Source organism: Actinomadura rugatobispora (assembly GCF_055379765.1).
Map to the genome: position 1 here is coordinate 2,778,814 of NZ_AP029191.1, position 23,227 is coordinate 2,802,040.

At 73.6% G+C, this 23,227-nt stretch carries 20 protein-coding genes; 16 read left to right on the top strand and 4 right to left on the bottom strand.

All coding sequences use genetic code 11. The features are described 5' to 3' along the window. Positions 1–42: 42 nt before the first annotated feature. Positions 43–837, top strand: a complete 795-nt coding sequence (locus ACZ466_RS11455; protein WP_378279611.1) for a hypothetical protein — start codon at positions 43–45, stop codon at positions 835–837. A 15-nt stretch (positions 838–852) separates the two neighbouring features. Here the strand turns inward: ACZ466_RS11455 and ACZ466_RS11460 are convergent, their stop codons facing one another. Continuing rightward, entirely contained in the window at positions 853–1,590 is a 738-nt protein-coding gene (locus ACZ466_RS11460) for a TVP38/TMEM64 family protein (protein ID WP_378279613.1), read from the bottom strand. 437 nt (positions 1,591–2,027) lie between these two features. Here ACZ466_RS11460 and ACZ466_RS11465 point away from each other — a divergent pair, with 437 nt between their 5' ends. Further along, positions 2,028–7,508: an ATP-binding protein gene (locus tag ACZ466_RS11465; RefSeq protein ID WP_378279615.1), complete on the top strand. Its 5,481-nt coding sequence runs from the start codon at positions 2,028–2,030 to the stop codon at positions 7,506–7,508. A gap of 73 nt (positions 7,509–7,581) precedes the next feature. Continuing rightward, entirely contained in the window at positions 7,582–8,727 is a 1,146-nt protein-coding gene (locus ACZ466_RS11470) for a hypothetical protein (RefSeq protein WP_378279617.1), read from the top strand. A gap of 13 nt (positions 8,728–8,740) precedes the next feature. Here ACZ466_RS11470 and ACZ466_RS11475 read toward each other — a convergent pair whose 3' ends face one another. Continuing rightward, positions 8,741–9,082 (bottom strand): Rv1678 family membrane protein, encoded by a 342-nt coding sequence (locus ACZ466_RS11475; protein ID WP_378279619.1) that lies wholly within the window; start codon positions 9,080–9,082, stop codon positions 8,741–8,743. Further along, positions 9,079–9,603: a DoxX family protein gene (locus ACZ466_RS11480; RefSeq protein ID WP_378279621.1), complete on the bottom strand. Its 525-nt coding sequence runs from the start codon at positions 9,601–9,603 to the stop codon at positions 9,079–9,081. The genes ACZ466_RS11475 and ACZ466_RS11480 overlap by 4 nt, the downstream gene beginning before the upstream one ends. 250 nt (positions 9,604–9,853) lie before the next feature. On the opposite strand from ACZ466_RS11480, the gene ACZ466_RS11485 reads away from it, so the two are divergent. From ACZ466_RS11485 to ACZ466_RS11500, 4 genes are read left to right on the top strand one after another with little or no spacing between them, the layout of a single operon-like run. Continuing rightward, positions 9,854–10,921, top strand: coding sequence for an NAD(P)H-dependent amine dehydrogenase family protein (locus ACZ466_RS11485; protein ID WP_378279623.1), 1,068 nt, complete (start codon positions 9,854–9,856; stop codon positions 10,919–10,921). A 57-nt stretch (positions 10,922–10,978) separates the two neighbouring features. Beyond that, positions 10,979–11,965, top strand: a complete 987-nt coding sequence (locus ACZ466_RS11490; RefSeq protein ID WP_378279625.1) for an LLM class flavin-dependent oxidoreductase — start codon at positions 10,979–10,981, stop codon at positions 11,963–11,965. A 21-nt stretch (positions 11,966–11,986) separates the two neighbouring features. Next, the gene (locus ACZ466_RS11495) at positions 11,987–12,400 is read left to right on the top strand and encodes a nuclear transport factor 2 family protein (protein ID WP_378279627.1); all 414 of its coding nucleotides are present in this window, start codon (positions 11,987–11,989) and stop codon (positions 12,398–12,400) included. Then, positions 12,397–13,221, top strand: a complete 825-nt coding sequence (locus ACZ466_RS11500) for an SDR family oxidoreductase (RefSeq protein WP_378279629.1) — start codon at positions 12,397–12,399, stop codon at positions 13,219–13,221. The genes ACZ466_RS11495 and ACZ466_RS11500 overlap by 4 nt, the downstream gene beginning before the upstream one ends. Positions 13,222–13,225: 4 nt before the next feature. Here ACZ466_RS11500 and ACZ466_RS11505 read toward each other — a convergent pair whose 3' ends face one another. Beyond that, complete coding sequence (locus ACZ466_RS11505; protein ID WP_378279630.1) at positions 13,226–14,203, bottom strand: LysR family transcriptional regulator; 978 nt, start codon at positions 14,201–14,203, stop codon at positions 13,226–13,228. A 190-nt stretch (positions 14,204–14,393) separates the two neighbouring features. Between ACZ466_RS11505 and ACZ466_RS11510 the strand changes: the two genes are divergently transcribed. From ACZ466_RS11510 to ACZ466_RS11550, 9 genes are read left to right on the top strand one after another with little or no spacing between them, the layout of a single operon-like run. Next, positions 14,394–14,855, top strand: coding sequence for a cobalamin B12-binding domain-containing protein (locus tag ACZ466_RS11510; RefSeq protein ID WP_378279632.1), 462 nt, complete (start codon positions 14,394–14,396; stop codon positions 14,853–14,855). Further along, positions 14,845–16,149 carry a methylaspartate mutase gene (locus ACZ466_RS11515; protein ID WP_378279634.1) on the top strand — a complete coding sequence of 435 codons (1,305 nt, stop codon included), beginning with the start codon at positions 14,845–14,847 and terminating at the stop codon, positions 16,147–16,149. Before ACZ466_RS11510 ends, ACZ466_RS11515 begins: the two co-directional genes overlap by 11 nt. Continuing rightward, the gene (locus tag ACZ466_RS11520) at positions 16,146–17,135 is read left to right on the top strand and encodes a hypothetical protein (RefSeq protein WP_378279636.1); all 990 of its coding nucleotides are present in this window, start codon (positions 16,146–16,148) and stop codon (positions 17,133–17,135) included. Before ACZ466_RS11515 ends, ACZ466_RS11520 begins: the two co-directional genes overlap by 4 nt. After that, positions 17,132–18,709, top strand: coding sequence for an amino acid adenylation domain-containing protein (locus tag ACZ466_RS11525; protein WP_378279638.1), 1,578 nt, complete (start codon positions 17,132–17,134; stop codon positions 18,707–18,709). Before ACZ466_RS11520 ends, ACZ466_RS11525 begins: the two co-directional genes overlap by 4 nt. Then, positions 18,709–18,978 carry an acyl carrier protein gene (locus tag ACZ466_RS11530; protein ID WP_378279640.1) on the top strand — a complete coding sequence of 90 codons (270 nt, stop codon included), beginning with the start codon at positions 18,709–18,711 and terminating at the stop codon, positions 18,976–18,978. The genes ACZ466_RS11525 and ACZ466_RS11530 overlap by 1 nt, the downstream gene beginning before the upstream one ends. Beyond that, a complete protein-coding gene (locus ACZ466_RS11535; protein WP_378279642.1) occupies positions 18,975–20,492 on the top strand; it encodes a class I adenylate-forming enzyme family protein in 1,518 nt (505 codons plus the stop codon). Before ACZ466_RS11530 ends, ACZ466_RS11535 begins: the two co-directional genes overlap by 4 nt. Further along, entirely contained in the window at positions 20,489–21,784 is a 1,296-nt protein-coding gene (locus tag ACZ466_RS11540; RefSeq protein ID WP_378279644.1) for a type III PLP-dependent enzyme domain-containing protein, read from the top strand. The genes ACZ466_RS11535 and ACZ466_RS11540 overlap by 4 nt, the downstream gene beginning before the upstream one ends. Further along, positions 21,781–22,041 carry a phosphopantetheine-binding protein gene (locus ACZ466_RS11545; RefSeq protein WP_378279646.1) on the top strand — a complete coding sequence of 87 codons (261 nt, stop codon included), beginning with the start codon at positions 21,781–21,783 and terminating at the stop codon, positions 22,039–22,041. The genes ACZ466_RS11540 and ACZ466_RS11545 overlap by 4 nt, the downstream gene beginning before the upstream one ends. Further along, entirely contained in the window at positions 22,038–23,219 is a 1,182-nt protein-coding gene (locus ACZ466_RS11550) for an acyl-CoA dehydrogenase family protein (RefSeq protein ID WP_378279648.1), read from the top strand. Before ACZ466_RS11545 ends, ACZ466_RS11550 begins: the two co-directional genes overlap by 4 nt. Positions 23,220–23,227: the final 8 nt, after the last annotated feature.

A 23,227-nucleotide genomic window follows, 5' to 3' on the forward strand; every position in this document is an offset into this window, starting at 1 on the left:
AAAACGCTTTCCGTGACGCGCCCGTGCCGTCATCATCGGACCATGCGGAGGGTCCTCGTCCTGGTGGCGGCACGGCTGGTGGTCGCGGCGGCCGGGCTGGCGCTGGTCGCCGCGTGCGGCATGGCGGCCTCTGACGCCTACCACGACATGCGGGGTTACGAACGCGCGCTGCACTGCGCCCCCCACCTGCCCGGTGACCAGCGCGAGTGCATCGCCACGGTCACGGTGACGGTGGTGGAGAGGTCCAGGCGCGTCGAGGACGACTCCCCGCCGACGCCCATCCAGGTGCCGACCCCGCCGCCCGCGCCGCAGCCTCCGATGCCCGTGCTCAGGCTCATCCCCGTCGCCGCCCACGCGCTGCCCGCCGCCGGGGACGTGCCCGCGGTCGCGGTGCGGGCGGCGGTCGCGGACCGGTTCCGCTACGACGTGACCGTCCGGACGCCCGACGGCAGGCGCCGGACGTTCCAGGTCGGCAAGGGGCTGTACGACAGGGCCAGGCCCGGCACGTCCGGGTACGCCGAGATGTGGCGCGGGCACGTCACCCGGCTGACGGTCGGGTCCGAGAGCAAGCGGATCCCGCTGTTCCGGGAGTTCTTCTTCTACTGGCTGGTGGCGTGGGCGGGCGCGGTCCTGGTCCTCGGCGCGCTCTTCCACCCGATCGGCCAGATGTCCGTCCACGTCCTGGTCGGGGGCTACGTCGTGGGCGCGGTGGTGTTCTACCTGCTCCGGGACTGGTCTCCGGCGCTGCTCGGGGTTCCGGCGGTCGTGTCGGTGCTCGTCGCCGTGTGGTGGGCGACGGATCGGCTCCTCGACCGGAAGGCCCGGCGCGCCTGGTGATGTGACGGCCGCGCCTCAGCTCGTCCCGGCTTCCTGGTCGGTCGTCTTGGCGCGGTCCGTCCGGGAGCGGGCGAGCCGCGCCAGCCACCAGCCGACCCCGCTCAGGAGCACCAGGCCGACCGGCGCCAGCCACACCGCCGGGGAGCCGGGTTCGCTCAGTGCCTTGCCGAGCCCGGTGTAGACGAGCGTGCCCGGCACGATCCCGAGCGCGGTGCCCGCCATGTAGGGGCCGAACCCGACCCCGGCCACCCCGGCGCCGTAGTTGACCGCCCCGAACGGGAACATCGACACCATGCGCAGCACCAGGACGGACTCGAAGCCGCGGCGCGACAGGTAGGACTCCAGGCGCGCGAGCCGGCCCGACCCGGTGTACCTGGCCACAGCCGGACGTCCCATGAGCCTGGCCAGGCCGAAGGAGAGCGCCGCGCCCGCGGTGGCTCCGACCAGCACCGCCGCCGCGCCCAGGGCGACGCCGAAGAGCGCGCCGGCGGACGCGTTCAGCACCGAGCCGGGGATCAGCACGGTCACCGCCAGCGCGTAGCAGACGGCGAAGACCAGCGGTCCCCAGAAGCCGAGCGAGTCGACCCACGCGCTGATGTCGTCCCACAGCGCGCCGCCGCCCAGCGCCACCAGCACACCGAACCCGAGCAGCATCGCGGCGAAGACCGACAGCTTCACGATGGCCGACCGGGACGATGACCGGCCGGGCTCGGCTGCCAGGTCCGCGTCTCCTTCGCGGGACGGCTCGCTCATCTACGCTCCCGCGCCCTTCGTCGACTCAACCGGTCAGGTGATCATTCTGGCGGATCCGGCCGGGGCGTCGTTCACCGGGCTCCGGCCGGAGCCTCCGGGATCGTGATCCTGCGATCACGTGGAGTGAAGACAACTCGGCGGGCTTTCGCGCCGCTCGCTCGTGCCCGGAGCGGGGCCGGCCGGCGTGGGCCGGTATCCGCGTCTGCCCTGCTCATGGCACGGTCGGGGGCGGTAGAGCGTGTCGCTCCCCCGCTCGCGAGCGGCCCGATCGGGCCCGTGCGGCCGGCAGGCTTTTGGACGTTTCCCACAAATTGAGGCCGCCCAGCCTGCGTTGTTCACGGCATGGCGCTGCCGCCCGGTAGACGGAAGGGTGAACACTGCCGGGATGCCGCCGTGTCGCGGCGCGCACATCGTGGTCTACAGGAGGGCTCGGTCGGGTGTTCAGTCGTGTCGCCATCGTCAACCGCGGTGAGGCCGCCATGCGGCTCATCCACGCCGTGCGGGACATCGCCGCGGAGACCGGGGCTCGGATCGAGACGGTCGCCCTGTACACCGACGTCGACCGTACGGCCGCCTTCGTCCGGGAGGCGGACCGGTCCTACGACCTCGGTCCCGCGTCCGCGCGCCCCTACCTCGACCTGGAGGTGCTGGAGCGCGCGCTGGTGGAGACCCGGGCGGACGCCGCGTGGGTCGGCTGGGGGTTCGTCGCGGAGGACCCGGCGTTCGCGGAGCTGTGCGCGAAGGTCGGGGTCGCCTTCGTCGGGCCGAGCCCGGACGCGATGCGCAAGCTCGGCGACAAGATCGGCGCGAAGCTGATCGCCGAGGAGGTCGGGGTGCCGGTCGCGCCGTGGAGCCGCGGCGCGGTGGAGAGCCTGGAGGCCGCCCTGGAGGCGGCGGAGTCGATCGGCTATCCGCTGATGCTGAAGGCGACCGCGGGCGGCGGCGGGCGCGGCATCCGCGTGATCAACAACGGGGCCGAGCTGGCCGACGCCTACGAGCGCACCAGCCAGGAGGCCGCGCGGGCGTTCGGCAGCGGCGTGGTGTTCCTGGAGCGCCTGGTCACCGGGGCCCGGCACGTCGAGGTGCAGGTGATCGCCGACGGGCAGGGGACGGCGTGGGCGCTCGGCGTCCGCGACTGCTCGGTGCAGCGCCGCAACCAGAAGATCATCGAGGAGTCGGCGTCGCCGGTGCTGAGCCCGGTGCAGGCGGCCGAGCTGAAGGCGTCGGCCGAGCGGCTGGCCGTGGCGGTCGGGTACCGCGGCGCCGCGACCGTCGAGTTCCTGTACCACCCGGCCGACAAGCTGTTCGCGTTCCTGGAGGTCAACACCCGGCTGCAGGTCGAGCACCCGATCACCGAGTCCACCACCGGGTTCGACCTGGTCAAGGCGCAGCTGATGGTGGCGTCCGGTGGGCGGCTGGAAGGTGAGCCGCCGGTGGAGCGGGGGCACGCGATCGAGGCGCGGCTGAACGCCGAGGACCCCGACCGCGACTTCGCGCCCGCGCCCGGCCGCATCGCCCGGCTGGACCTGCCCGCCGGGCCGGGCGTCCGGGTGGACACCGGCGTCCGCGAGGGCGACACCATCCCCGCCGACTTCGACTCGATGATCGCGAAGATCATCGCCCATGGCCGGGACCGGGACGAGGCGCTGGGCCGGCTGCGCCGGGCGCTGGCGCAGACCACGGTGATCATCGAGGGCGGCGCGACGAACAAGAGCTTCGTGCTCGACCTGCTCGACCAGCCCGAGGTGATCGACGCCTCCGCCGACACCGGGTGGATCGACCGCGTCCGCGGCGAGGGCCCGGGGGGACGGCTCGTCGCGCACCGGCACTCCGGCGTCGCGCTGGCGGCCGCCGCGATCGAGGCGTACGAGGAGGAGGAGCGCGCCGAGCGGCAGCGGCTGCTGGCGACGGCGTTCGGCGGGCGCCCGCAGGTGCGGCACGAGAGCGGCCGGCCGCTGGACCTCAAGCTGCGCGGCGCCGCCTACCGGGTGCGCGTCGCCCGGGTCGGCGCGCACCGGTTCCGCGTGGTCGTCGAGGCGGGCGAGGACGTCCGCACCGCCGATGTCGAGCTCGACCGCTTCGACCGGCACACCGGGCAGATCGTCGTCAACGGCACCCGGTACCGGCTGCTCACCGGCACGCACGGGCCGACCCACCTGGTCGAGGTGGACGGCGTGGCGCACCGGGTCAGCCGCGACGAGGGCGGCGTCGTCCGCTCGCCCGCGCCGGCGCTGGTCGTCGCCACGCCGCTGCAGGCCGGCGACGAGGTCGAGGCGGGCGCTCCGGTGCTGGTGCTGGAGAGCATGAAGATGGAGACGGTGCTGCGGGCGCCGTTCAGGGCGCGGCTGAAGGAATGCGCCGTGTCGGTGGGCAGCCAGGTGGAGACCGGCGCGCCGCTGCTGCGGCTGGAGCCGCTCGCCGACGACGACGCCGCGGGCGAGGACTCCGCGGCCGCCGAGTCGGCCGAGCTGGACCTGCCCGCCGCGCCCGCCGGGGTCCCGGCGCGGGTGCGCACCACGCGCGGCCTGGAGAACCTGCGCAGCCTGCTGCTGGGCTACGACGTCGACCCGCACGACGAGCGCCGAGTGCTGGACGACTACCTCGCCGCGCGCCGGGCGGCCGCCGAGGACGGTCACCGGACGGTGGCCGAGGAGCTCGGCCTCCTCGAGGTGTTCACCGACCTCGCCGAGCTGGGCCGCGACCGCCCGGCGGGCGGCGACGGCGGGGACGGCGGCGAGGGCCACGTGCACAGCGCCCGCGAGTACTTCCACACCTACCTGCAGAGCCTGGACGTCGAGCGGGCCGGGCTGCCGGAGGCGTTCCAGGCCAAGCTGGCCAAGGCGCTCGGGCACTACGGCGTCACGGATCTGGAACGCACCCCCGAGCTCGAGGCCGCGGTGTTCCGGATCTTCCTCGCCCAGCAGCGGGCGTCCGCCGACGCCACGGTCATCGCGACGCTGCTGCGCGCGTGGCTGCGGGAGCCGGCGCCGCGCCAGGCGCTGCGCGAGCCGGTCGGGCTGGCGCTGGAGCGGCTGGTGGCCGCCTCGCAGGTGCGGTTCCCCGTGGTATACGACCTCGCCGCGGGCATGGTGTTCGCCTGGTTCGCCCAGCCGCTGCTGCGCCGCAACCGCGCCCGCGTCTACGCCGACGTCCGCCGGCACCTGCGCCATCTGGACGCGCACCCGGACTCGCCGGACCGCGCCGAGCGCATCGCCGAGATGGTGCGCAGCACCGAGCCGCTGGTGCGGCTGCTCGGCCGGCGGCTCGGCCGCGACGACCGGGACAACTCGGTCATGCTGGAGGTCCTGACCCGGCGGTACTACGGCAACAAGGGGCTGACCGGCGTCCGCACCAGCGAGGTCGCCGGCTGCAGGTTCGTGGTCGCCGAGCGCGCGGGCTCGTGCCTGGTCTCCTCCGCGGTCGGCTTCGAGGAGCTCGGCGGGGCGCTGCGCGGGCTCGCGGAGCTGGCCAAGGACGAGGACGCCCTCGACGCCGACATCTACCTCGCCTGGGAGAACCAGCCCGAGGACTTCGACGCGATGGCGGACGCGCTGCAGGAGGTCGTCGACGCGCACCCGCTGCCCGCCCAGGTCCGCAGGGTGACCGCCACCGTCGCGGGCAGCGGCGGCGGGGTGATGCACCACCACTTCACCTTCCGCACGGCCGGCACCGGGATGGCCGAGGACCGGCTGATCCGCGGCCTGCACCCGCACATCGCGCAGCGGATGCAGATGGAGCGGCTGAGCGCGTTCGACCTCACCCGGCTGCCGTCGTCGGACGAGGAGGTCTACCTCTTCCAGTGCGCGGCGCGGGAGAACCCGTCCGACGACCGCCTCGTCGCGTTCGCGCAGGTGCGGGACCTGACCGAGCTGCGCGACAACGAGGGCAGGCTGGCGGCGCTGCCGACGGCCGAGTACACCGTGGCCGCCTGCCTGGACTCGATCCGCCGCGCGCAGTCGCTGCGGCCGTCCAAGAAGCGCTTCAACACCAACCGGATCGTCGTCTACGTCTGGCCGACCAGCCAGATCACCCGCGCGGAGCTGGAGGTGCTGGTCGAGCGGATGCTGCCGACGACCGCGGGCGCCGGGCTGGAGGAGATCCTGTTCATCGCGCGGCAGCGCGACCGGACGACCGGCGAGCCGGCCAAGGTCGCCGTCCGGCTCTCCTTCGACGCCGCCGGCGGCGCCGCGCTGGACATCGGGGAGCCGTCGGACGAGCCGGTCGAGCCGGTGGACGACTACCGCCTGAAGGTGCTGCGGGCGAGCAGCCGCAACACCGTGTACCCGTACGAGCTGACCGCCCTGCTCGGCGACTTCGTCGAGCACGATCTGGACGGCGGGCACGCGCTGGTGCCGGTCGACCGGCCGAAGGGCCGCAACAAGGCGGCGATGGTCGCGGGCGTGGTCAGCACGCCGACCCGGCGGCACCCGCAGGGCGTCACCCGGGTCGTGCTGCTGGGCGACCCGACCAAGTCGCTCGGCGCGCTGTCGGAGCCGGAGTGCCGCCGCGTGATCGCCGCGCTGGACCTGGCCGAGCGGATGCGGGTGCCGGTGGAGTGGTACGCGCTGTCCTCCGGCGCGCGGATCTCCATGGAGTCGGGCACCGAGAACATGGACTGGGTGGCCGCGGCGCTCAAGCGGATCGTCGAGTTCACCCAGGACGGCGGCGAGATCAACATCGTGGTCGCGGGCATCACCGTCGGCGCGCAGCCGTACTGGAACGCCGAGGCGACGATGCTCATGCACACCAAGGGCGTCCTGGTGATGACGCCGGACTCGGCGATGGTGCTCACCGGCAAGCAGGCGCTCGACTTCTCCGGCGGGGTGTCGGCCGAGGACAACTTCGGCATCGGCGGCTACGACCGGGTGATGGGCCCGAACGGGCAGGCGCAGTACTGGGCGCCGAACCTGGCCGCCGCGCGGAACGTCCTGATGGCGCACTACGACCACACCTACGTCGCGCCCGGCGAGGACGCGCCGCGCCGCGCGGCGACGTCCGACCCGGTCGACCGCGACATCTCCGGCTTCCCGCACGCCGTGGAGGGCAGCGACTTCGCCACCGTCGGCGAGATCTTCTCCGCGGAGGCCAACCCGGACCGCAAGAAGCCGTTCGACATCCGGACCGTGATGCGGGCGCTGTCCGACCAGGACCACCCAGTGCTGGAGCGCTGGGCGGGCATGGCCGACGCGGAGACCGCGGTGGTGCAGGACGTGCATCTGGGCGGCCTGCCGGTGTGCCTGCTCGGCATCGAGTCGCGGTCGGTGCCGCGGCGCGGCTACCCGCCGACCGACGGCCCGGACGCCTACACCGCGGGCACGCTGTTCCCGCGGTCGTCGAAGAAGGCGGCGCGGGCGATCAACGCGGCCAGCGGCAACCGGCCGCTGGTGGTGCTGGCGAACCTGTCGGGCTTCGACGGCTCGCCGGAGTCGATGCGCAAGCTGCAGCTGGAGTACGGCGCGGAGATCGGCCGGGCGATCGTGAACTTCCGCGGGCCCATCGTGTTCTGCGTGATCTCGCGGTATCACGGGGGCGCGTTCGTGGTGTTCTCCAAGGCGCTGAACCCGAACATGACGGTGCTGGCGCTGGAGGGCTCGTTCGCGTCGGTGCTGGGCGGCGCTCCCGCCGCCGCGGCGGTGTTCTCCGGCGACGTCAACGCCCGTACCGCGGCCGACCCGCGGGTGCGGGAGCTGGAGGCCCGGGTCACGCCCGCCTCGGGTGCCGACCGCGCCGCGCTGACGGCGGAGCTGGACGAGCTCCGCTCGTCGGTCCGGGCGGAGAAGCTGGGCGAGGTGGCGGCCGAGTTCGACCGGGTGCACAGCATCCGGCGCGCGGTCGAGGTCGGCTCCGTCGACGCCGTCATCCGCGCCGCGGAGCTGCGCCCGCGGATCATCGAGGCCATCGAGGCCCGCCTGCGCTGAGCGGAGGCCGGTCGGGGGTTCTTGTGCGGGAGGTGACAAGAACCCCCGACCATGCCAGTGAATACTGGCGCCTATGCTCCGACTCACGCTCTCCGGCGCGCTGGCCGCCGGCGTCCTCGCCGCCGCCGGGCTCGTCTCCCCCGCGGCCGCGTCACCGGCCGCGCCGCCCGCCGTCGCGGCGCGCACCGCCCTGCTCGGCACGCCCGGCGACCTCAGACGGGTGTCGCTGCCCTTCTTCTGGCCGAACAACTACCTCTACGACGTGTCGGCGGCGTCCCCCGACAGCGTCTGGATCGCCGGCACCCAGGGCGAACTGGTCGTGCCCGGCCCCATTCCCGGCACCGGGCGGACGATCCCCGGCAACCCCGTCGTGCGGCGCTGGAAGGACGGCGGCTGGGTCGAGTACCCCCTCGGCGGGCTTCCCAGCCACGCCACGATCATCGGCGTCGACGCCGTCGCTCCCGAGGACGTGTGGATCTCCGGGACCAAGCACGTCACCGAAAACTCGCACCAGCCCTACGTGGCGCGCTTCACCGGCTCGGCGTTCACGCAGGTGGCGCTGCCCCCGGGGACGACCGCCGCGCATGTGCAGGCCGACGCGTCCGGCGTCTGGCTGTCGACGGCCACCGACCTCTACCGCTGGACGGACGGGACCTGGGCGCACCTCACCGCGCTCCCGGAACTGCGGTGGCAGCACACGCTGCGCGTGCGGTCGGCCGACGACATCTGGCTGTTCGGCGAGGTCTCCGACTACTCCGACACCCTCGAGGCGGCGCACTGGGACGGCACGTCCTGGACGAGATCCACGCTGCACCAGCCAGGACGCTTCGGGACGATCACCGACGTGCTGCCGCTGCCGTCCGGCGAGGCGTGGGCCGTCGGCGTCAACTGGAGCGACGGCGGGGGCAGGCCGATCCTGCTGCACTGGGACGGCACCGCCTGGGAGAGCGTCCCCGTGCCCGCCGGGCTCAACTCGCTCGGCAGCATCGTGCGCGCGCCGGACGGGACGCTGTGGGCCAACGGCCACGCCGGCGACCAGCCCGCCGCGCCCGGCCTGATCCGCTACCGGGGCGGCGCCTGGGAACGCGTGCCGACCCCGGCCGTCCCGAACCGGAGCAACGTCCACGTGGACGCCCTGACCGTCGATCCCGTCTCCGGCGCTCTCTGGACGCTGGGCACGGTCAACATCGGCGGCCCGGTCCTCCTCTCGGACCGCTGAGCGGCGGGCGCCCTCACTCCAGGCGGCGGGCGAGCCCCGCCGCCACCAGTCCCGCGCCCAGGCCGAGCCACAGGGAGAACGTGGCCCCGGTGCCCTCGATCCACGTCTCGCCGAGGGTCTGCTCCACCACGACCACCACGGCGGCGACCAGGAAGGCCGCGCCCACGACGAGCACCGGAATCGAGGTGCGCACCGCGACCGCCGCGCAGGCCGCCAGTCCCAGCACCACCGCGACCACCACGGCCCGGCCCGGCATCGCCGCCATCTCCCACGGATACCCGTCGGTGAAGGCGAACAGGACGCTGGCCAGCGAGGTCGCGCCGAGCGCCACAACGGCGCGGTCGGCGGCCCTCATGACGCCCTCAGCAGCAGCCGGCCGGCCCGTCCGGGCGATCGCCGCCACAGCGGGCGCCACAGCGCGTCGAGGCCGTGGTACCGGCCCGCCGCCACGGCGAACAGCAGCACGTGGACGAGCACCATGAGGAAGCGCGACCAGTGCCACTCGCCGGGCGCGTTCAGCACCGACAGCGTGATCACCACGGACTGGCCGATCCCGACCACCGCCCAGAACCTGGTGGCCAGCCCCACCAGGAGGAACGCCCCCAGTGAAGCCTCCAGAAGCATCGTCGCCCAGGCGAAGAACGTGAAGTTCGGCAGGACGACGTGCTCGACGAGCCACGCCCAGGGCGCGAGCACCTCGTGCTCGACGGCCAGGCGCGTCTGCGCGTACAGGCCGTCGTCGCGGTCCTCACCGAAATCCGGCGGGGTCTTCCACCCGGAGTTCTGGATCCACATGAGCCCCACGCCGACGCGCGCGACGGCGATCCCGGCCCGGGCCGTGATGGACGACTCCGCCGCGTCGATCGATCCGGTCATGGCGCCTCCTCTCCCGCACAACGTCATACCAGGCGGGATGCGGCGGGACGGCACACTCGTCCACTTCCGGCACACCTCTTTCACGCCGGGGCGCTGACCATGGTCAGCAAGTGCCTTCTCCCGGCCCGCCGGAACCGCGTGGAATGGCGGCCGCGCAAATGTTGACCGTGGTCAAATTCTCCGCTTAGGCTCGGGCGACGCCGGTGAACGGCGGACGCTTCGCACGATCCCCCTTGTCCAGGGAGGCACAGTGGAACGCACGTCCGACCGCCCCCTACGCGTGGTCCAGTGGACGACGGGCAACGTCGCACGCCAGTCGATCGCGGCCATCGTGGAGCGCCCCGACCTGGAACTCGTCGGGGTGTACGCCTACAGCAAGGAGAAGGCGGGCCGGGACGTCGGCGAGCTCGCCGGCCTCGGCCGCCTCCTCGGCATCCTCGCCACCGACGACATCGACGCGATCATCGCGCTGGCGCCGGACTGCGTCCTGCACATGCCGCTGCATCCCGACGTGGAGCAGCTGACCCGCCTGCTGCGCGCGGGCGTCAACGTCCTCACGACCGCGTCGTTCCTCACCGGGCGCGCGTACGGCGAGGAGGCCCGCGCGGCCCTGGAGGAGGCCGCCCGCGCGGGGAACGCCAGCCTGTTCGGCAGCGGCGTCAACCCCGGTTACGCCGACCAGCTGGCCGCGGTCGCGTCCGGGGTCTGCCGCGAGGTGAACTACGTCCGGGTCCTGGAGTCGTTCGACATCGGCATGTGGGCGGGCGACGCGAACCAGGACGAGCTGGGCTGGGGCCGTCCGGCCGGGGACCCCGGGCACGCCGACGACGTCCGGAAGGCGACGGCGCCGTTCGGCGACGCCGTCGAGGCCCTCGCCGAACTGCTCGACGCGACGATCGACGACGTCCGCTGCGAGGTCGGCTTCGCCCACGCCACCAAGGACCTGGACATCCCCGGGCGCACGGTCAAGGCCGGAACCGTCGCCGGACTGGACGTCCGGTGGTTCGGCGTCTCCGGCGGCGTGGACGTCACCGAGGCGCACGTGCGCTGGGCCGTGACCCAGGAGCTCGACCCCGCGTGGGAGATCGCGATGGCCTACCTCATCGAGGTGCGCGGCCATCCGCAGGTCAACGTGCGGGTGGAGGTCCTGCCGCAGGACTTCACGTCGATGAGCCTGGAGGACATGCTCGCGATCGGGTCGGTCATCACGGCCATGCCCGTCGTCAACGCCATCCCGGCGGTGGTCGCCGCGCGGCCGGGCATCGTCACCTACGCGGACCTGCCCACCCAGGCGTCCCGCCACGTTCCCCGCCCCTGACCCGGGCCCGCTTCTCCAGTCCCCCGCCATGCTGAAACGAGAGGAACCCGCGGACCGATGAACCGTCCCGCCGTGCCGTTCGGCCTCCGCTTCGACTTCCGCAACCCCGACTTCGCCGGGACGTCCATGGCCGACCGGTACGCGGCGGCCCTGGACATGGTCGAGTGGGCCGACCGGCTGGGATGTTCGAGCGTGGCCGTCTCCGAGCACCACGGCTCGCCGGACGGCTACCTGCCCAGCCCGATCCAGCTGCTCGCGGCGATGGCGGCGCGCACCACCGACGTCCGCTTCATCATCGCCGCGCTGATCGCCCCCTTCCACGACCCGCTGCGGCTGGCCGAGGAGATGACCGTCCTCGACAACCTGAGCAGGGGGCGGGCCGACCTGATCGTCGGCGGCGGTTACGTGCGCGAGGAGTTCGCGATGTTCGGCATCCCCATGAAGGAGCGGGCGCGCCGGGTGACCGAGGCGGTCACCACGATGAAGGCCGCGTTCACCGGCGAGCCGTTCGAGTACCGGGGCCGCACGGTGCGCGTCACGCCGCCGCCGTACCGGCCGGGCGGGCCGGCCGTCCTGCTCGGCGGCAGCAGCGAGCCGGCCGCCCGGCGGGCCGCCCGCATCGCCGACGGCTTCATCCCCTCGCTCCCCGAGATCTGGGAGTTCTACCGGGACGAGGTCCAGAAGCTCGGCCGTCCCGACCCCGGCCCCAGCCCGATCGGCAGGAACCGGGTCGTGGCGCTCACCGAGGACCCCGAGAAGGGCTGGGCGGAGCTGGCGCCCTTCTTCCTCCACGAGACCAACGCCTACGGCGCCTGGCGGGACCAGGACGACCTCGCCGGGCCCTACCGCACCACCGCCGGCGCCGACCGGCTGCGGGAGACCGGCCAGTACCGGGTCCTGACGCCCGCCCAGCTCGTGGAGGAGTTGAAGGCGTCCCCGTCCCCCTACGTGCAGTTCCATCCGCTGTGCGGAGGGATCCCGATGGAACTGGCGTGGTCGAGCCTGCGCCTCTTCGAGCGCGAGGTCCTGCCCGCCTTCACCTGATCGCGAGACGAGGAGATCCCCGTGGACGACATCGAGGCCATCAAGCAGCTCAAGGCCCGCTACTGCCGCACGATGGACACCAAGGACTGGGACGCCATGCGCCGGGTCTTCACCGACGACGTCGTGATCGACACGACCGGCTCGGGCGGCACCGTGATCACCGGCGCCGACGCCTTCATGGCCTTCCTCCTCGACACCCTGGGCGACCGGGTGACCGTGCACCACTGCCACACGCCCGAGATCACCGTCACCTCCCCGTCCACGGCCACCGGCGTCTGGGCGATGGAGGACCACGTCCAGTGGGCCGAGGGGCGGGAGCTGACCGGCTACGGCCACTACCACGAGACCTACGAGAAGTCCGGCGGCACGTGGCGGATCAAGACCTCGACGCTGACCCGCCTCCGCATGGACATCACCGAACCGGCCGCGACATGACGGAGGTCGCGGTCATCACCGGCGGCGCGTCCGGGTTCGGGCTGGCGCTCGGGGCCCGCTGCGCCGAGCGCGGCCTGCGCGTGGCGCTGCTCGACCGGGACGGCGAACGCGCCGAGGCCGAAGCCGAGGCCCTGCGGGAAACGCACGGAGTCGACGCCGTCGGCCTGACCGCCGACGTCGCGGACGACGGCGGCGTGCGGGCCGCGGCGGGCGCGGTGCTCGACCGTTTCGGACGCGCCGACCTCGTGGTGTCGAACGTGGGCGTCCAGCTCTTCGGGGCGGTGGAGCGGCTCACCGACGAGGAGTGGCGGTGGGTGCTGGACGTGAACGTCGTCGGCGCGGCCCGCGTCGCCCGCGCCTTCGTCCCGCCGCTGCGCGCGGCCCCGGCCGGGCGGCTGGCCTTCACCGCGTCCTCGTCGGTGCTCGACCCGGCCGGGCGGATGGCCGCCTACCAGGCCAGCAAGTTCGCGGTACTGGGCCTGGCCGAGACGCTGCGCCTGGAGCTGGGCGACGACGGCATCGCCGTGTGCGTCCTCTTCCCCTCCGGGATGGCGTCGCGGCACCTGGAGACCAGCGCCGCCGCCCAGCCGGACCACCTGCGCCGTCCGATCGGCGAGCAGGAGGACTTCGAGGCGATGGCCGCCAGCAACCCGGCCATGGTGCAGGCCGTGGTGTCCCCCGAGGAGGCGGCGGGCAACGTCATCGACGCGCTGCTCAACGGCGAGCGCTACGCCATCACCCACGGCGACCTGCTCACCCCCGTGACCACCCGCCACGAACACCTGCGCCGGGCGGCCACCGCGGCTCGCGGAACCGGGTAGCCCGTCAGGTCGCGCAGGTCGTGCGGCTCTTTGTGGACGAGACGTCGGCCAGTTCTTCGGCGGGGAGCCAGTGGCGGTGCTCGTCGTAGCGGAGCCATGCGTGGCGCTGGCCGGCGGCGGCCGCGCGCTGGAGGAGGCGTTCGAAGTCGGGGTGCGGCTCGTCCTTGCGCCACACGAGGGAGGAGCCGTACAGCGGCGTCGGGTCGGTGAGGGGGATCAGGCGCAGGGCGGGGCCGACGAGCGGCTTCACGTGGCAGGGGACGATCGCGGCGAGGCCCGGGTCGTCCGGGATCAGGTGGAGCAGGTGGTACGGGCCGAGGTTGACGCCGTCGGACTCGCCGACCAGGCCGAAGTGGTCGATGAGCTGGTGGAGGAAGTCGGTCGGGCGGAGCCGTCCGGGGAACCACAGGCGGGTGCCGCGCAGATCGACCGGGCGCACCGCCGTCCGGGAGCCCAGCGGGTGGTCGGCGTGCACGAGCACGCCCATGGCGTCCAGGCGGACGAGGCATCGGCTCAGGGCGCCGGTGGAGAGCTCGTCGCGTTCGGCCACGCGTCCGAAGGCCACGTCGAGCTCGTCCTGGCGCAGGGCCGCGACCGCGGCCCGCGCGTGCTGGGACGTGCCGACCTCCAGGCGGAGGTCCGGCTGCCCGCCGGTGAGGGCGCGGATGGCCGGCCCGGGGAAGAAGAGGTCTCCCCAGACGCCCATGCGCAGCGGGCGGTCGCCGAGATGGACCGACGCCACCGCGCGGTCGCCCGCGATGAGCAGGTGCCTGGCCGAGGCCAGGAACAGCCGCCCGGCGGCGGTGAGGTCGACGCCCCGCGCGCTCCGGTCGAACAGCCGGACGCCGAGAGAGCGTTCCAAACGCGAGATGCGGGCGGACAGGGCCTGCTGGGTGAGAGATAGCTCTTTTGCGGCCTGGCCGAAATGCAGGTGATCGGCGGCGATGACGAAGGCTCGGACTATGGCCAGATCCAGGTCCACGGCTCTCACCTCGGCTGACAAATATCAGTTGTCGATATGTACCCGATCTGTGTTGGACCAAGCCGGGTGACACCGGGTTAGCCTGTGCGCGCCGATGATGACTGGGACCGAGACAAAGATGGTGCCGGTGTGTCAACCGGCATCGGATTGTGCCGACCGACCGATATCCGGTGCGCACGTAAGGAACGTCATGGTCGAGCTCCCACGGAATCCGGACCTCCCTGCCCTCCTACGTCCCGGCATCGCGCTGGTGACCTCGACGCCCTCCGACTCGCACACCTGGAATCTGGTGTTCCTGCAACTGGTGCTGGAGGAGGCCGGATTCGCCGTCCGGAATCTCGGGGCGTGCACGCCGATTCCCCTCGTGCTCGACGCGTGCCGCGGGCTCCGCCCCGATCTCCTCGTGGTGAGTTCGGTCAACGGGCACGGCCATACCGAGGGCGCCGAGTTGATCGCCAGTGTCCGGCGGGAGTCGGACGTGCCCGCCGTCATCGGGGGAATGCTGACCACCGGGCGGATGGACCAGGAGAAGGTGGTCGCGAGCCTCACCCGGCTCGGTTATGAGGCGGTCTTCACCGGCGATTCGGCGCTGCCGGATTTCGGTCTCTTCCTGGATTCGCCGGCCGTCCGGGGCGTCGCGGATGCCCGCTGAACGGCCGCCCGCGGCGACGGCGGCCGGGCAGCGTTTCGGCGCGTTCGTCGCGGAACGGTCCCGGGCCGGGGAACTGGTGCTCCAGCCGAGGATGGGCTTCGGCGCGCCCGCCGAGATGCGGCGCGGGCTGGCCGCGGTGCGGGCCGCCGGACCACGCACGGTCGGCACGATCACCGTGGACAGCTTCACCCGCGTGGGGGCGCACGAGCAGGCGGCGATCGCGCTGGCGGGCGGCACCGAGCTGAACGGATACCCGCTGGTCACGCACCCTCCGGAGGTGACGGAGCGGGTGCTCGCCGGGATCGCGGGCGCCGATTTCCCGGTGCAGGTCCGGCACGGCTCGGCCCTGCCGTCGGCGCTCGTGGCGGCGGCGCTGGAGTGCGGCCTGACCGCCACCGAAGGCGGGCCGGTCTCCTACTGCCTGCCCTACAGCCGGGTGCCGCTGGCCGAGGCGGTCGCGGACTGGGCGCGGGCGTGCGCGATGCTCGCCCGGCATCCGGACGCCCATCTGGAGAGCTTCGGCGGCTGCATGCTGGGCCAGCTCTGCCCGCCCTCGCTCCTGGTGGCGCTGGACGTCCTGGAATGCCTCTTCTTCCGCCAGCACGGCCTGCGCAGCGTCTCGCTCAGCTACGCGCAGCAGACCGATTCCGGACAGGACGCCGAGGCGCTGGCCGCCTTGCGGACGCTCGCCGGGGAATTTCTCGGAGACCTGGACTGGCACGTGGTCCTGTACACCTACATGGGGGTTTTTCCGCGAACGCGACATGGCGCCGCGGCGCTCCTCAGGGAAAGCGTCAGGCTGGCCGTGGCCACCGGCACCGAACGCCTGGTCCTGAAGACGCGGGCCGAAGCCTTCCGCATTCCGAGCGTCGAGGACAACGTCGCGGCGCTCAAGGACGCGCACGCCGCGGCGGCGCGTTTTCAGGACGCCTCCCCCGGCGCCGCTTTCCGGAACGGCGATGTGCACCGTTCCACTGTGTACCGGGAGGCCCGGACGCTGATCGAGACGGTTCTCGCCCTTTCCGACGATCTCGGCGCGGCTTTGCTCGAAGGCTTCCGCCGCGGTTTTCTGGACGTCCCTTACTGCCTGCACCATGACAATAAGAACCGGGCCCGCACGTACCTCGGGAAAGACGGCCGGCTGTGCTGGGCCTCGGTCGGAGCCATGCCCTTGGAGGCGACCCCGGAAAGCGCGCCCGGACATGACCCGGCGCCCGGATCCGTCGAGTTGCTCCGGATGCTGAACTGGGTCCGCGAGCGGTTCGACCGGCTGGAGCGGAGCGACTGCCCATGACATCCTCGCCGACCCCATCCCCCGGCCTGCTCGCGGAGTCGGGCCTGGACAGCCGCCTCCTGGACTGCTGGGAGGTGACGCTCGCGATGTCCCTGCTGGCCCGCGGCCGCCGCGACGTCCGCTCCGTCCTGGGCTCCCAGTGGTGGTTCGCCTTCGACCCCGGCGGGGAAGGGGCGCCCCGCCTGGACTTCGAGCCCGTCGACGACCGGTGCGCCGCGCTCGCCGGGCTCCGGCCGCACACCGGGCGTCCCGGCCCGGGACGGCTGGCCGAGACCTGCCGGACGGCGCTGGACCGCGGCGAGTCGCCCATGGTGGTCACCGACGCCTACCTGCTGCCCTGGTGCCCGTACGCGGGCCGCAAGCACGTCGAGCACAGCTTCGCCGTCACCGCCGCCGGCGAGGAGCTCCGGGTGGTCGACGGTTACGACAACCGCACCGAGTGGGGCGACGCGCGCCCGCTGGAGGCCGTCGTGGACCGCGACCTCCTGGCCGTCCTGGAAGGGGATCCGGCGACCCGGGTCGTCACGCTGCGCCCGGTGCCGCCGACCGCGGCGATCGACCGGACCGCCCTGTTCCAGGCGAACATCGCCGCGCTCGCGGATGGGAACGGCTTCGCCTCGTACCGGCCGTTCGCCGAGCACTACTGCCATGCCGGCGTCGAGGTGGGCGACTTCGAGGCGTTCTGCGAGGCGTGCTGGACGATCGAGCGCCGCCGCGGCCTCTACGCCACCTGGCTCGACGATCTCGCCGCGGAGCCCGGCGGCGGCGCGGCCGAGGCGGCCGAGGTGGCCGCGCGGTTCCGGGCCGAGATCGTCCCCCGGTGGGCGGAGGTGAACCGGTTCGCCTATCTGGCGCTGCGGCGGATGCGCGCCGGGCGGCGGCCGAACGACAGTCTCGCGGGCCTGGTGGAGGCGGCGGCAGCGGCGGAGGCGGCGCTGGCCGCCGAGCTCGTCGCCCGGTTCGCCGTGCCGGGGAGGCCCGGATGAACCCCCGGTTCGACATCGCGCGCCGGTTCGTCGAGACCGCCAAGGCCCGGCCGGGGGACGAGGCCGTCCGGGGTGACGGGCTGAGCCTGACCTACGGCGAGTGCCTCGCGCTGGCCACCGGCGCCGCGGACGCCATCGCCGCGGCCGTCGGCCCCGGCGAGTGCGTGGGGCTGAGCATCCGCAAGAGCCACCGGGCGATCGTGATGATGCTGGCCTGCCTGATCGCCGGGGTCCCCTACGTGCCGATCGATCCCGGCGCGCCGCCGCGGCGCCGCCTGCAGATCCTCGCCGACGCCGACCCCCGGCTGCTGGTCGTCTCGGCCGGCGCCGCCGATGACTGGCCGGAGGAGGAGTTCGGCGGCCTGCCGGGCCTGCCGGCAACGCTCCTCGGCGACGATCTGCGGGTGGCGCGCCGCGCCGCGGCCGGGTCGGCGGAGATCGCCCGCAACGACCTGGCGTACGTGCTCTACACCTCGGGGTCGACCGGTACCCCCAAGGGCGTGATGATCAGCAGGGCGAACGCCGGCTACTTCGTCGACTGGGCCGCCGCCGCCTTCCCCCTCGGGCCGGGCGACCAGGTGGCCCAGCACGCGCCGCTGCACTTCGACCTCCCGGTCTACGACGTGTTCGTCACGCTCGTCTCCGGCGGGTGCCTGCATCTGATGGACGAGCGCACGGTGATGTTCCCCGCGTCGGCGTACCGGTTCCTGCGCGAGCGCGAGATCACCGCGCTCTACGCGGTGCCGTCCGCGCTCAACTCGCTGCTGCAGCGGTCCGGTCTGGCCGAGGACGGCCTCCCCCGGCTCCGGCGGCTCCTGTACGCCGGGGAGGAGTTCCACGTGCCCCGGCTGCGCGCGCTGGTGGCGGCGCTCCCCGAGGACGCCCAGGTCGCGAACCTGTACGGCCCGGTCGAGACCAACGTCGTCACCTGGGAGTGGGTGACCCCCGCCCTGCTGGAGGGCGACAGGATGCCCATCGGCTCCGCCGTCCCCGGCACCGAGGTAAGGCTGCTCGGGGAGGACGGCGTGCTCCGTTCGGCCGACGCCGAGGGCGAACTGCTGGTGTCCGGCCCTTCGGTGACACCGGGCTACCTCAACGATCCGGAGCGGACGTCCCGCGCCCTGGTGCCCTTCGCCTCCGACGGCGGCGAGCGCGTCTACTACCGCACCGGCGACCTCGCGAGCGCGGACGGCGCGGGCGTCCTGCGGTTCCAGGGGCGCCGCGACGGGATGGTCAAGACGCGCGGGTTCCGAGTCGAGCTCGGCGACGTGGAGGCGGCCGTGCTCAGGCACCCGCAGGTGGTCCAGGCTGTGGTCCGCCCGATCCCCCACGCCGAGTTCGGGACGGTGCTGCAGGCGCACGTCGTCCTGGACGCGGGCCTCAACACGGGCCTCACCACGGGCCTCACCACGGGCCCGGACGGGGCGGCGCCGCTGACGCCGCCCGCGCTGCGCCGGTGGCTGGCCGGGCAGGTGCCCGCCTACATGGTCCCGGCCACGGTGACCGTCCACCGGGAGCTGCCGACGACCTCGACGGGAAAGATCGCTCGTTCCGCCCTGGGAGGTACGCACTGATGACGCCCACGCGCTCACCGGCCGTGGATCTGGTGAACCGGGTGCTGCAGGCGGTGCTCGGCGACGAGGCCGACCTGACCGCCGAGACGCCCCTGTTCGAGGTGCCCGGATTCGACTCGCTGGCCCTCGCGGCCGTCGTGGAGGGGCTGGAGGCCGAGCTGGAACGGCCCCTGCCCGACGAGCTGATCACTCCCGAGTCGTTCGAGACGCCCGCCCGGATCGCCGAGGTCCTGGTGGCCCCGGCCCTGCGGGAAGGCGCCGCGCCATGACCGCGTTCACCCCGCCAGGGCGCGAGGTCGCCACCCTCCCGGACATGCTCGACCGCGCCGCCGGCCGGTGGCCGGACCGGCTCGCGCTGGTCAGCGGGGAACGCCGGTGCCGCTTCGCCGAGCTCAGGGACGCCTCCCTGGTCGCCGAGGCCGAGCTGCGGCGGCTCGGCGCCGGCCGCGGCGACCGGGTGGTCGTGGTGATCGACGAGTTCGTCGACGCCATCGCGATGATGTTCGGGGTGGCCCGGCTCGGCGGCGTCTACGTGCTCATGAACGGCGACACCACCGAGTACGCGGCCGGGCATGTGATGCGCGACTGCGAGCCCGTCCTGGTGCTGGCGGAACGTGACAGCCCGGCCAGGCGGACCGCGGTGTCGCTGGGGCTTCCCGTGGCGGCGCCGCCGTGCTTCGGCCGTCCGGCACCGCCCCCGGAGCCGTGGCGGCCCGGCCCGATCTCCCGCGACCTGGTGAGCGTGCTCTACACCTCCGGGTCGACCGGCCGACCGAAGGGCGTCGCGGGCACCCACCGGAACATGGTCTTCGCGGCGCACGCGATCGCGCGGCGGTTCCGGCTGCGCGAGGACGACGTCATCGGCTGCGTGCTGCCGCTGGCCTTCGACTACGGCGTCTACCAGATCCTGCTGAGCATGATCGCCGGCTGCCCGCTGGTGTGGGGCAAGGGGACCGACGCCGGACCCGGGCTGCTGAACTTCCTCGACCGGCACGGCATCACCGTGCTTCCGTCGGTCCCCGGGCTGGCGCACAACCTGGACCGGCTGTCGCGCCGCTCCCCCGGCGCCCTGCCGCCGCTGCGCGTCCTCACCAACACCGGCGCGGCGATGTCGGCGGACCTGCTGGGCCGCCTGCGGGACCGCTACCCGCGGCTCGAGGTCTTCCTGATGTTCGGGCTCACCGAGTGCAAGCGCATCTCGATCCTGCTGCCGGAGGAACTACCGCGCAAACCCGGCTCGGTCGGCCGTCCCCTGGACGACACCGAATGCGTGATCGTGGACCCCGAGGGTCGCCCGCTCGCGCCGGGCGAGGTCGGTGAGCTGGTCGTGCGCGGCCCCCACGTCACCCAGGGCTACTGGGGCGACCCCGAGGGCACGGCGCTGCGGTTCCGGCCCTGGGGGCCCAACGGTGAGGTGGCGCTGTTCACCGGCGACCAGTGCTGGCTGGACGACGAGGGCTACCTCTACTTCCAGGGCCGCGACGACGACATCTACAAGTCCAACGGGTTCCGCGTGTCGGCGACCGAGGTGGCGATGGCGGCCGAGGAGGTCCCGGGCGTCCTGGAGGCGTACTGCGCCGCCGCCCGCGGCGACGATCCGCCGGTGCTGGCGGTGGTGACGGAGCTGACCGCCATGCAGGTGCGGGTCGAACTGCAGAAGCACCTGGAGTGGTACAAGGTGCCGGACCTGATCGTGCCGGTCGACCGGCTGCCGCTGAACCGCAACGGCAAGGTGGACGGGCCCGCCGTGCGCGCCCTGGCCGGATCCGGGAGGCCGGTGTGAGCTCCCTGGGGCCGGAGCGGCTGGAACGGCTGGCCGCCGAGTACGGCACCCCGCTCTACGTCTACGACCTGGACGAGCTGCGTGCCGCGTACGCCGACCTGTCCGGGGCCCTGCCGACCGGCAGTCACCTCTTCTACTCCCTCAAGGCCAACCCCCACCCGCCCCTGGTACGGGAGTTGCTGGACCTCGGCGCCCGTGCCGAGGTGTGCAGCCCCAGCGAGCTGGACACCGCGCTGGACTCCGGCGCGGACGCGTCGGCCTGCCTGTACACGGGACCGGCCAAGACCGAGACCGAGCTGGACCACGCGCTCGCCCGCGGTGTCGGCCTCTTCTCGGTCGACTCCCCGACCGACCTGGCCAGGCTGGGCCGGTGCGCACGGCGCGCGGGGACGGCGGCCAAGGCGATCCTGCGACTCAACCCGGCGGACTACCCGCGCGGCGCCGGACTGGCGATGGGCGGCGCGCCCTCGCAGTTCGGCGCGGACGTGGCGTGGGTGCGCGAGCAGCCGGACCGGTTCCGCGCCGACGGGGTGGAGCTGGTCGGCTACCACGTCTACGCCGGCACCAACATCGACGACGTCGAGCGGCTCGCGACCTGGTTCGAGGTGGCCCTGGACGCCGTGCGGCAGGCGCAGGAGGCGCTCCGCCTGCGCCTGGAGATCATCGACCTCGGCGGCGGGTTCGGTCATCCGTACGCCCGGCCGGGAACCCGCCCGCCGTGGCCGGGCCTGGCCGGCCGGATCACCGAGGCGCTGGGCGGGTTCGGTGGTCCTCCGCCGGTCGTGGCGTTCGAGTCGGGACGCTATCTGGTGTGCGGCTGCGGTGCGCTGGTCGTGCGCGTCCAGGACGTGAAGACCAGCCAGGGCACCCGGTTCGTGATCGCCGACGGCGGCATCAACGCGCTCGGCGGCATGCAGGGCCTGCGCCGCGTCCCGCCGATCATGGCCGAGGCGCTGCCCGCCCCCGGCGCGAACGGCGCCGGCGGCTCGGGAGCGGCGTCCCGCACGGTGCTGGCGGGACCGCTCTGCACCGCCCTGGACCTGCTCAACCAGCGGGCGGAGCTGCCCGGCGTCCGGCCCGGTGACCTGCTGGTCATCCCGAATGTCGGCGCCTACGGGCTCACCGCGAGCCTGGTGGCGTTCCTCGGCCGGACCGCGCCCGCGGAGGTCAGCGTGGACGCCCGGGGCGTGCGGTCGGCGCTGCGCCTGGACCTGCGGTACGGCGAACTCCCGGCCGCCCGGCCGGACGGCGGGCTCACCGGTGACAGAGGTGACAGAGCGGAGATGCGATGACGGACAGGCACGATGACTTCCTGCGGGTGCTGCTGGGCCACCTCGGAGCGGTGGAGACGGTCGACCAGATCGCCCCGGACGTCAACCTGCGCACGCTCGGCCTCAACTCGATGCGGGCCGTCGACCTGGTGATGGACCTGGAGGAGGCGTTCGACTTCACCTTTCCCGACGAGGCGTTCACCGACGAGGTCTTCGCCACCGCCGACACGATCTGGGCCGTGGTGTCGGCGCACGCGGCCGAGGGCGCGCGGCCGTGACCGGCGGGCCCGACCTCGCCGCGCTGACCGGCCGGCTGTCCGATCTGGCCGGGCTCATCGACACCACGGGCGATCCCGACGGCCTCGGCATCGGCCTGCTGCGCGAGCACGGGCTGATGTCGTACACGGTGCCGGCCGAGTACGGCGGCGCCGGTGCGGGCACCGCGGCGTTCATGAAGGTGGCGGGCGAGCTGGGCGGGCAGTGCCTCGGGCTCGCGGTGCTGTGGGTGATGCACTGCCAGCAGGTGGCGGTGATCGACGGGTACGCCGCCGAGCCGCTCCGGTCGAGGGTGCTGCGCGCCGTCGCCGCCGAGCAGGCGCTGCTCGGCTCGATCACCACCGAGGCGGCCAAGGGCGGGCACATGATGACCGCCACCGCCGCCCTGGACGACCGGGACGGGATGCTGCGCTTCCACCGGGACGCGCCCGTGGTGTCGGGCGGGGCGCGGGCGGACGCGTTCCTGGTCACCATGCGCCGGTCCGAGGACTCCGCCCCCGATGACGTGGTGCTGGTGTACTGCCCCCGCGCGCTCGCGTCCCCCAAGGTCGTGGCGCCGCTGGCGATGCTGGGCATGCGCGGCACGTGCAACGTGTCGATGTCCATCGACGCGGAGGTCCCCGCCGACCATCTGATCGAGCCGCCGGGCGGGTTCGCGCGGCTGGCGTCCAGGACGATGGCGCCGCTCGGCCATCTGGGCTGGGCGGCGGCCTGGACGGGGGCGGCCCGCGAGGCCGTCCGGCACGTGGTGGGCCACCTGCGCCGCCCCGCCGCGGGCGGCCCCCGGCTGCGGCGCGACGACGACGTGCTCGACCGGGTCGCCGTCGCCCGCCGCCATCTGGACGTCGCCGAGGCGATGGCGGTCGCGGGGCTGCGCGAGTACGAGCTGCACGACGGCGCGGAGCGGGACCGGCCGTCCTTCCAGATCATGATCAACAACGTGAAGGTGGCCGTGTCCGAGCACGCCTTCGCCGCCGTCGACGAGCTGATGGAGGTCGCGGGCCTGGGACTGGGCTACCAGGCGGGCGGCGGCCTCGTCCTGGAGCGGGTGTTCCGGGATCTGCGGTCGGCGAGCCTGATGTACGGCAACCGGCGGCTGCTGCGGGCGAACGGGAAGCTCGGGCTGCTCGACGCCGCCGCGTGCTCGTTCCCCGCCGCGGGGCCGCTGGGCCGCGGCTGAGAGAGGGA

What these genes read in the sequence shown, in the direction of transcription:
- ACZ466_RS11455 (WP_378279611.1), top strand. Translation starts at nt 43, where the DNA reads ATGCGGAGGGTCCTCGTCCTGGTGGCGGCACGGCTGGTGGTCGCGGCG.
- ACZ466_RS11460 (WP_378279613.1), bottom strand. Translation starts at nt 1,590, where the DNA reads ATGAGCGAGCCGTCCCGCGAAGGAGACGCGGACCTGGCAGCCGAGCCC.
- ACZ466_RS11470 (WP_378279617.1), top strand. Translation starts at nt 7,582, where the DNA reads ATGCTCCGACTCACGCTCTCCGGCGCGCTGGCCGCCGGCGTCCTCGCC.
- ACZ466_RS11475 (WP_378279619.1), bottom strand. Translation starts at nt 9,082, where the DNA reads ATGAGGGCCGCCGACCGCGCCGTTGTGGCGCTCGGCGCGACCTCGCTG.
- ACZ466_RS11480 (WP_378279621.1), bottom strand. Translation starts at nt 9,603, where the DNA reads ATGACCGGATCGATCGACGCGGCGGAGTCGTCCATCACGGCCCGGGCC.
- ACZ466_RS11490 (WP_378279625.1), top strand. Translation starts at nt 10,979, where the DNA reads ATGAACCGTCCCGCCGTGCCGTTCGGCCTCCGCTTCGACTTCCGCAAC.
- ACZ466_RS11500 (WP_378279629.1), top strand. Translation starts at nt 12,397, where the DNA reads ATGACGGAGGTCGCGGTCATCACCGGCGGCGCGTCCGGGTTCGGGCTG.
- ACZ466_RS11510 (WP_378279632.1), top strand. Translation starts at nt 14,394, where the DNA reads ATGGTCGAGCTCCCACGGAATCCGGACCTCCCTGCCCTCCTACGTCCC.
- ACZ466_RS11515 (WP_378279634.1), top strand. Translation starts at nt 14,845, where the DNA reads ATGCCCGCTGAACGGCCGCCCGCGGCGACGGCGGCCGGGCAGCGTTTC.
- ACZ466_RS11520 (WP_378279636.1), top strand. Translation starts at nt 16,146, where the DNA reads ATGACATCCTCGCCGACCCCATCCCCCGGCCTGCTCGCGGAGTCGGGC.
- ACZ466_RS11525 (WP_378279638.1), top strand. Translation starts at nt 17,132, where the DNA reads ATGAACCCCCGGTTCGACATCGCGCGCCGGTTCGTCGAGACCGCCAAG.
- ACZ466_RS11530 (WP_378279640.1), top strand. Translation starts at nt 18,709, where the DNA reads ATGACGCCCACGCGCTCACCGGCCGTGGATCTGGTGAACCGGGTGCTG.
- ACZ466_RS11535 (WP_378279642.1), top strand. Translation starts at nt 18,975, where the DNA reads ATGACCGCGTTCACCCCGCCAGGGCGCGAGGTCGCCACCCTCCCGGAC.
- ACZ466_RS11545 (WP_378279646.1), top strand. Translation starts at nt 21,781, where the DNA reads ATGACGGACAGGCACGATGACTTCCTGCGGGTGCTGCTGGGCCACCTC.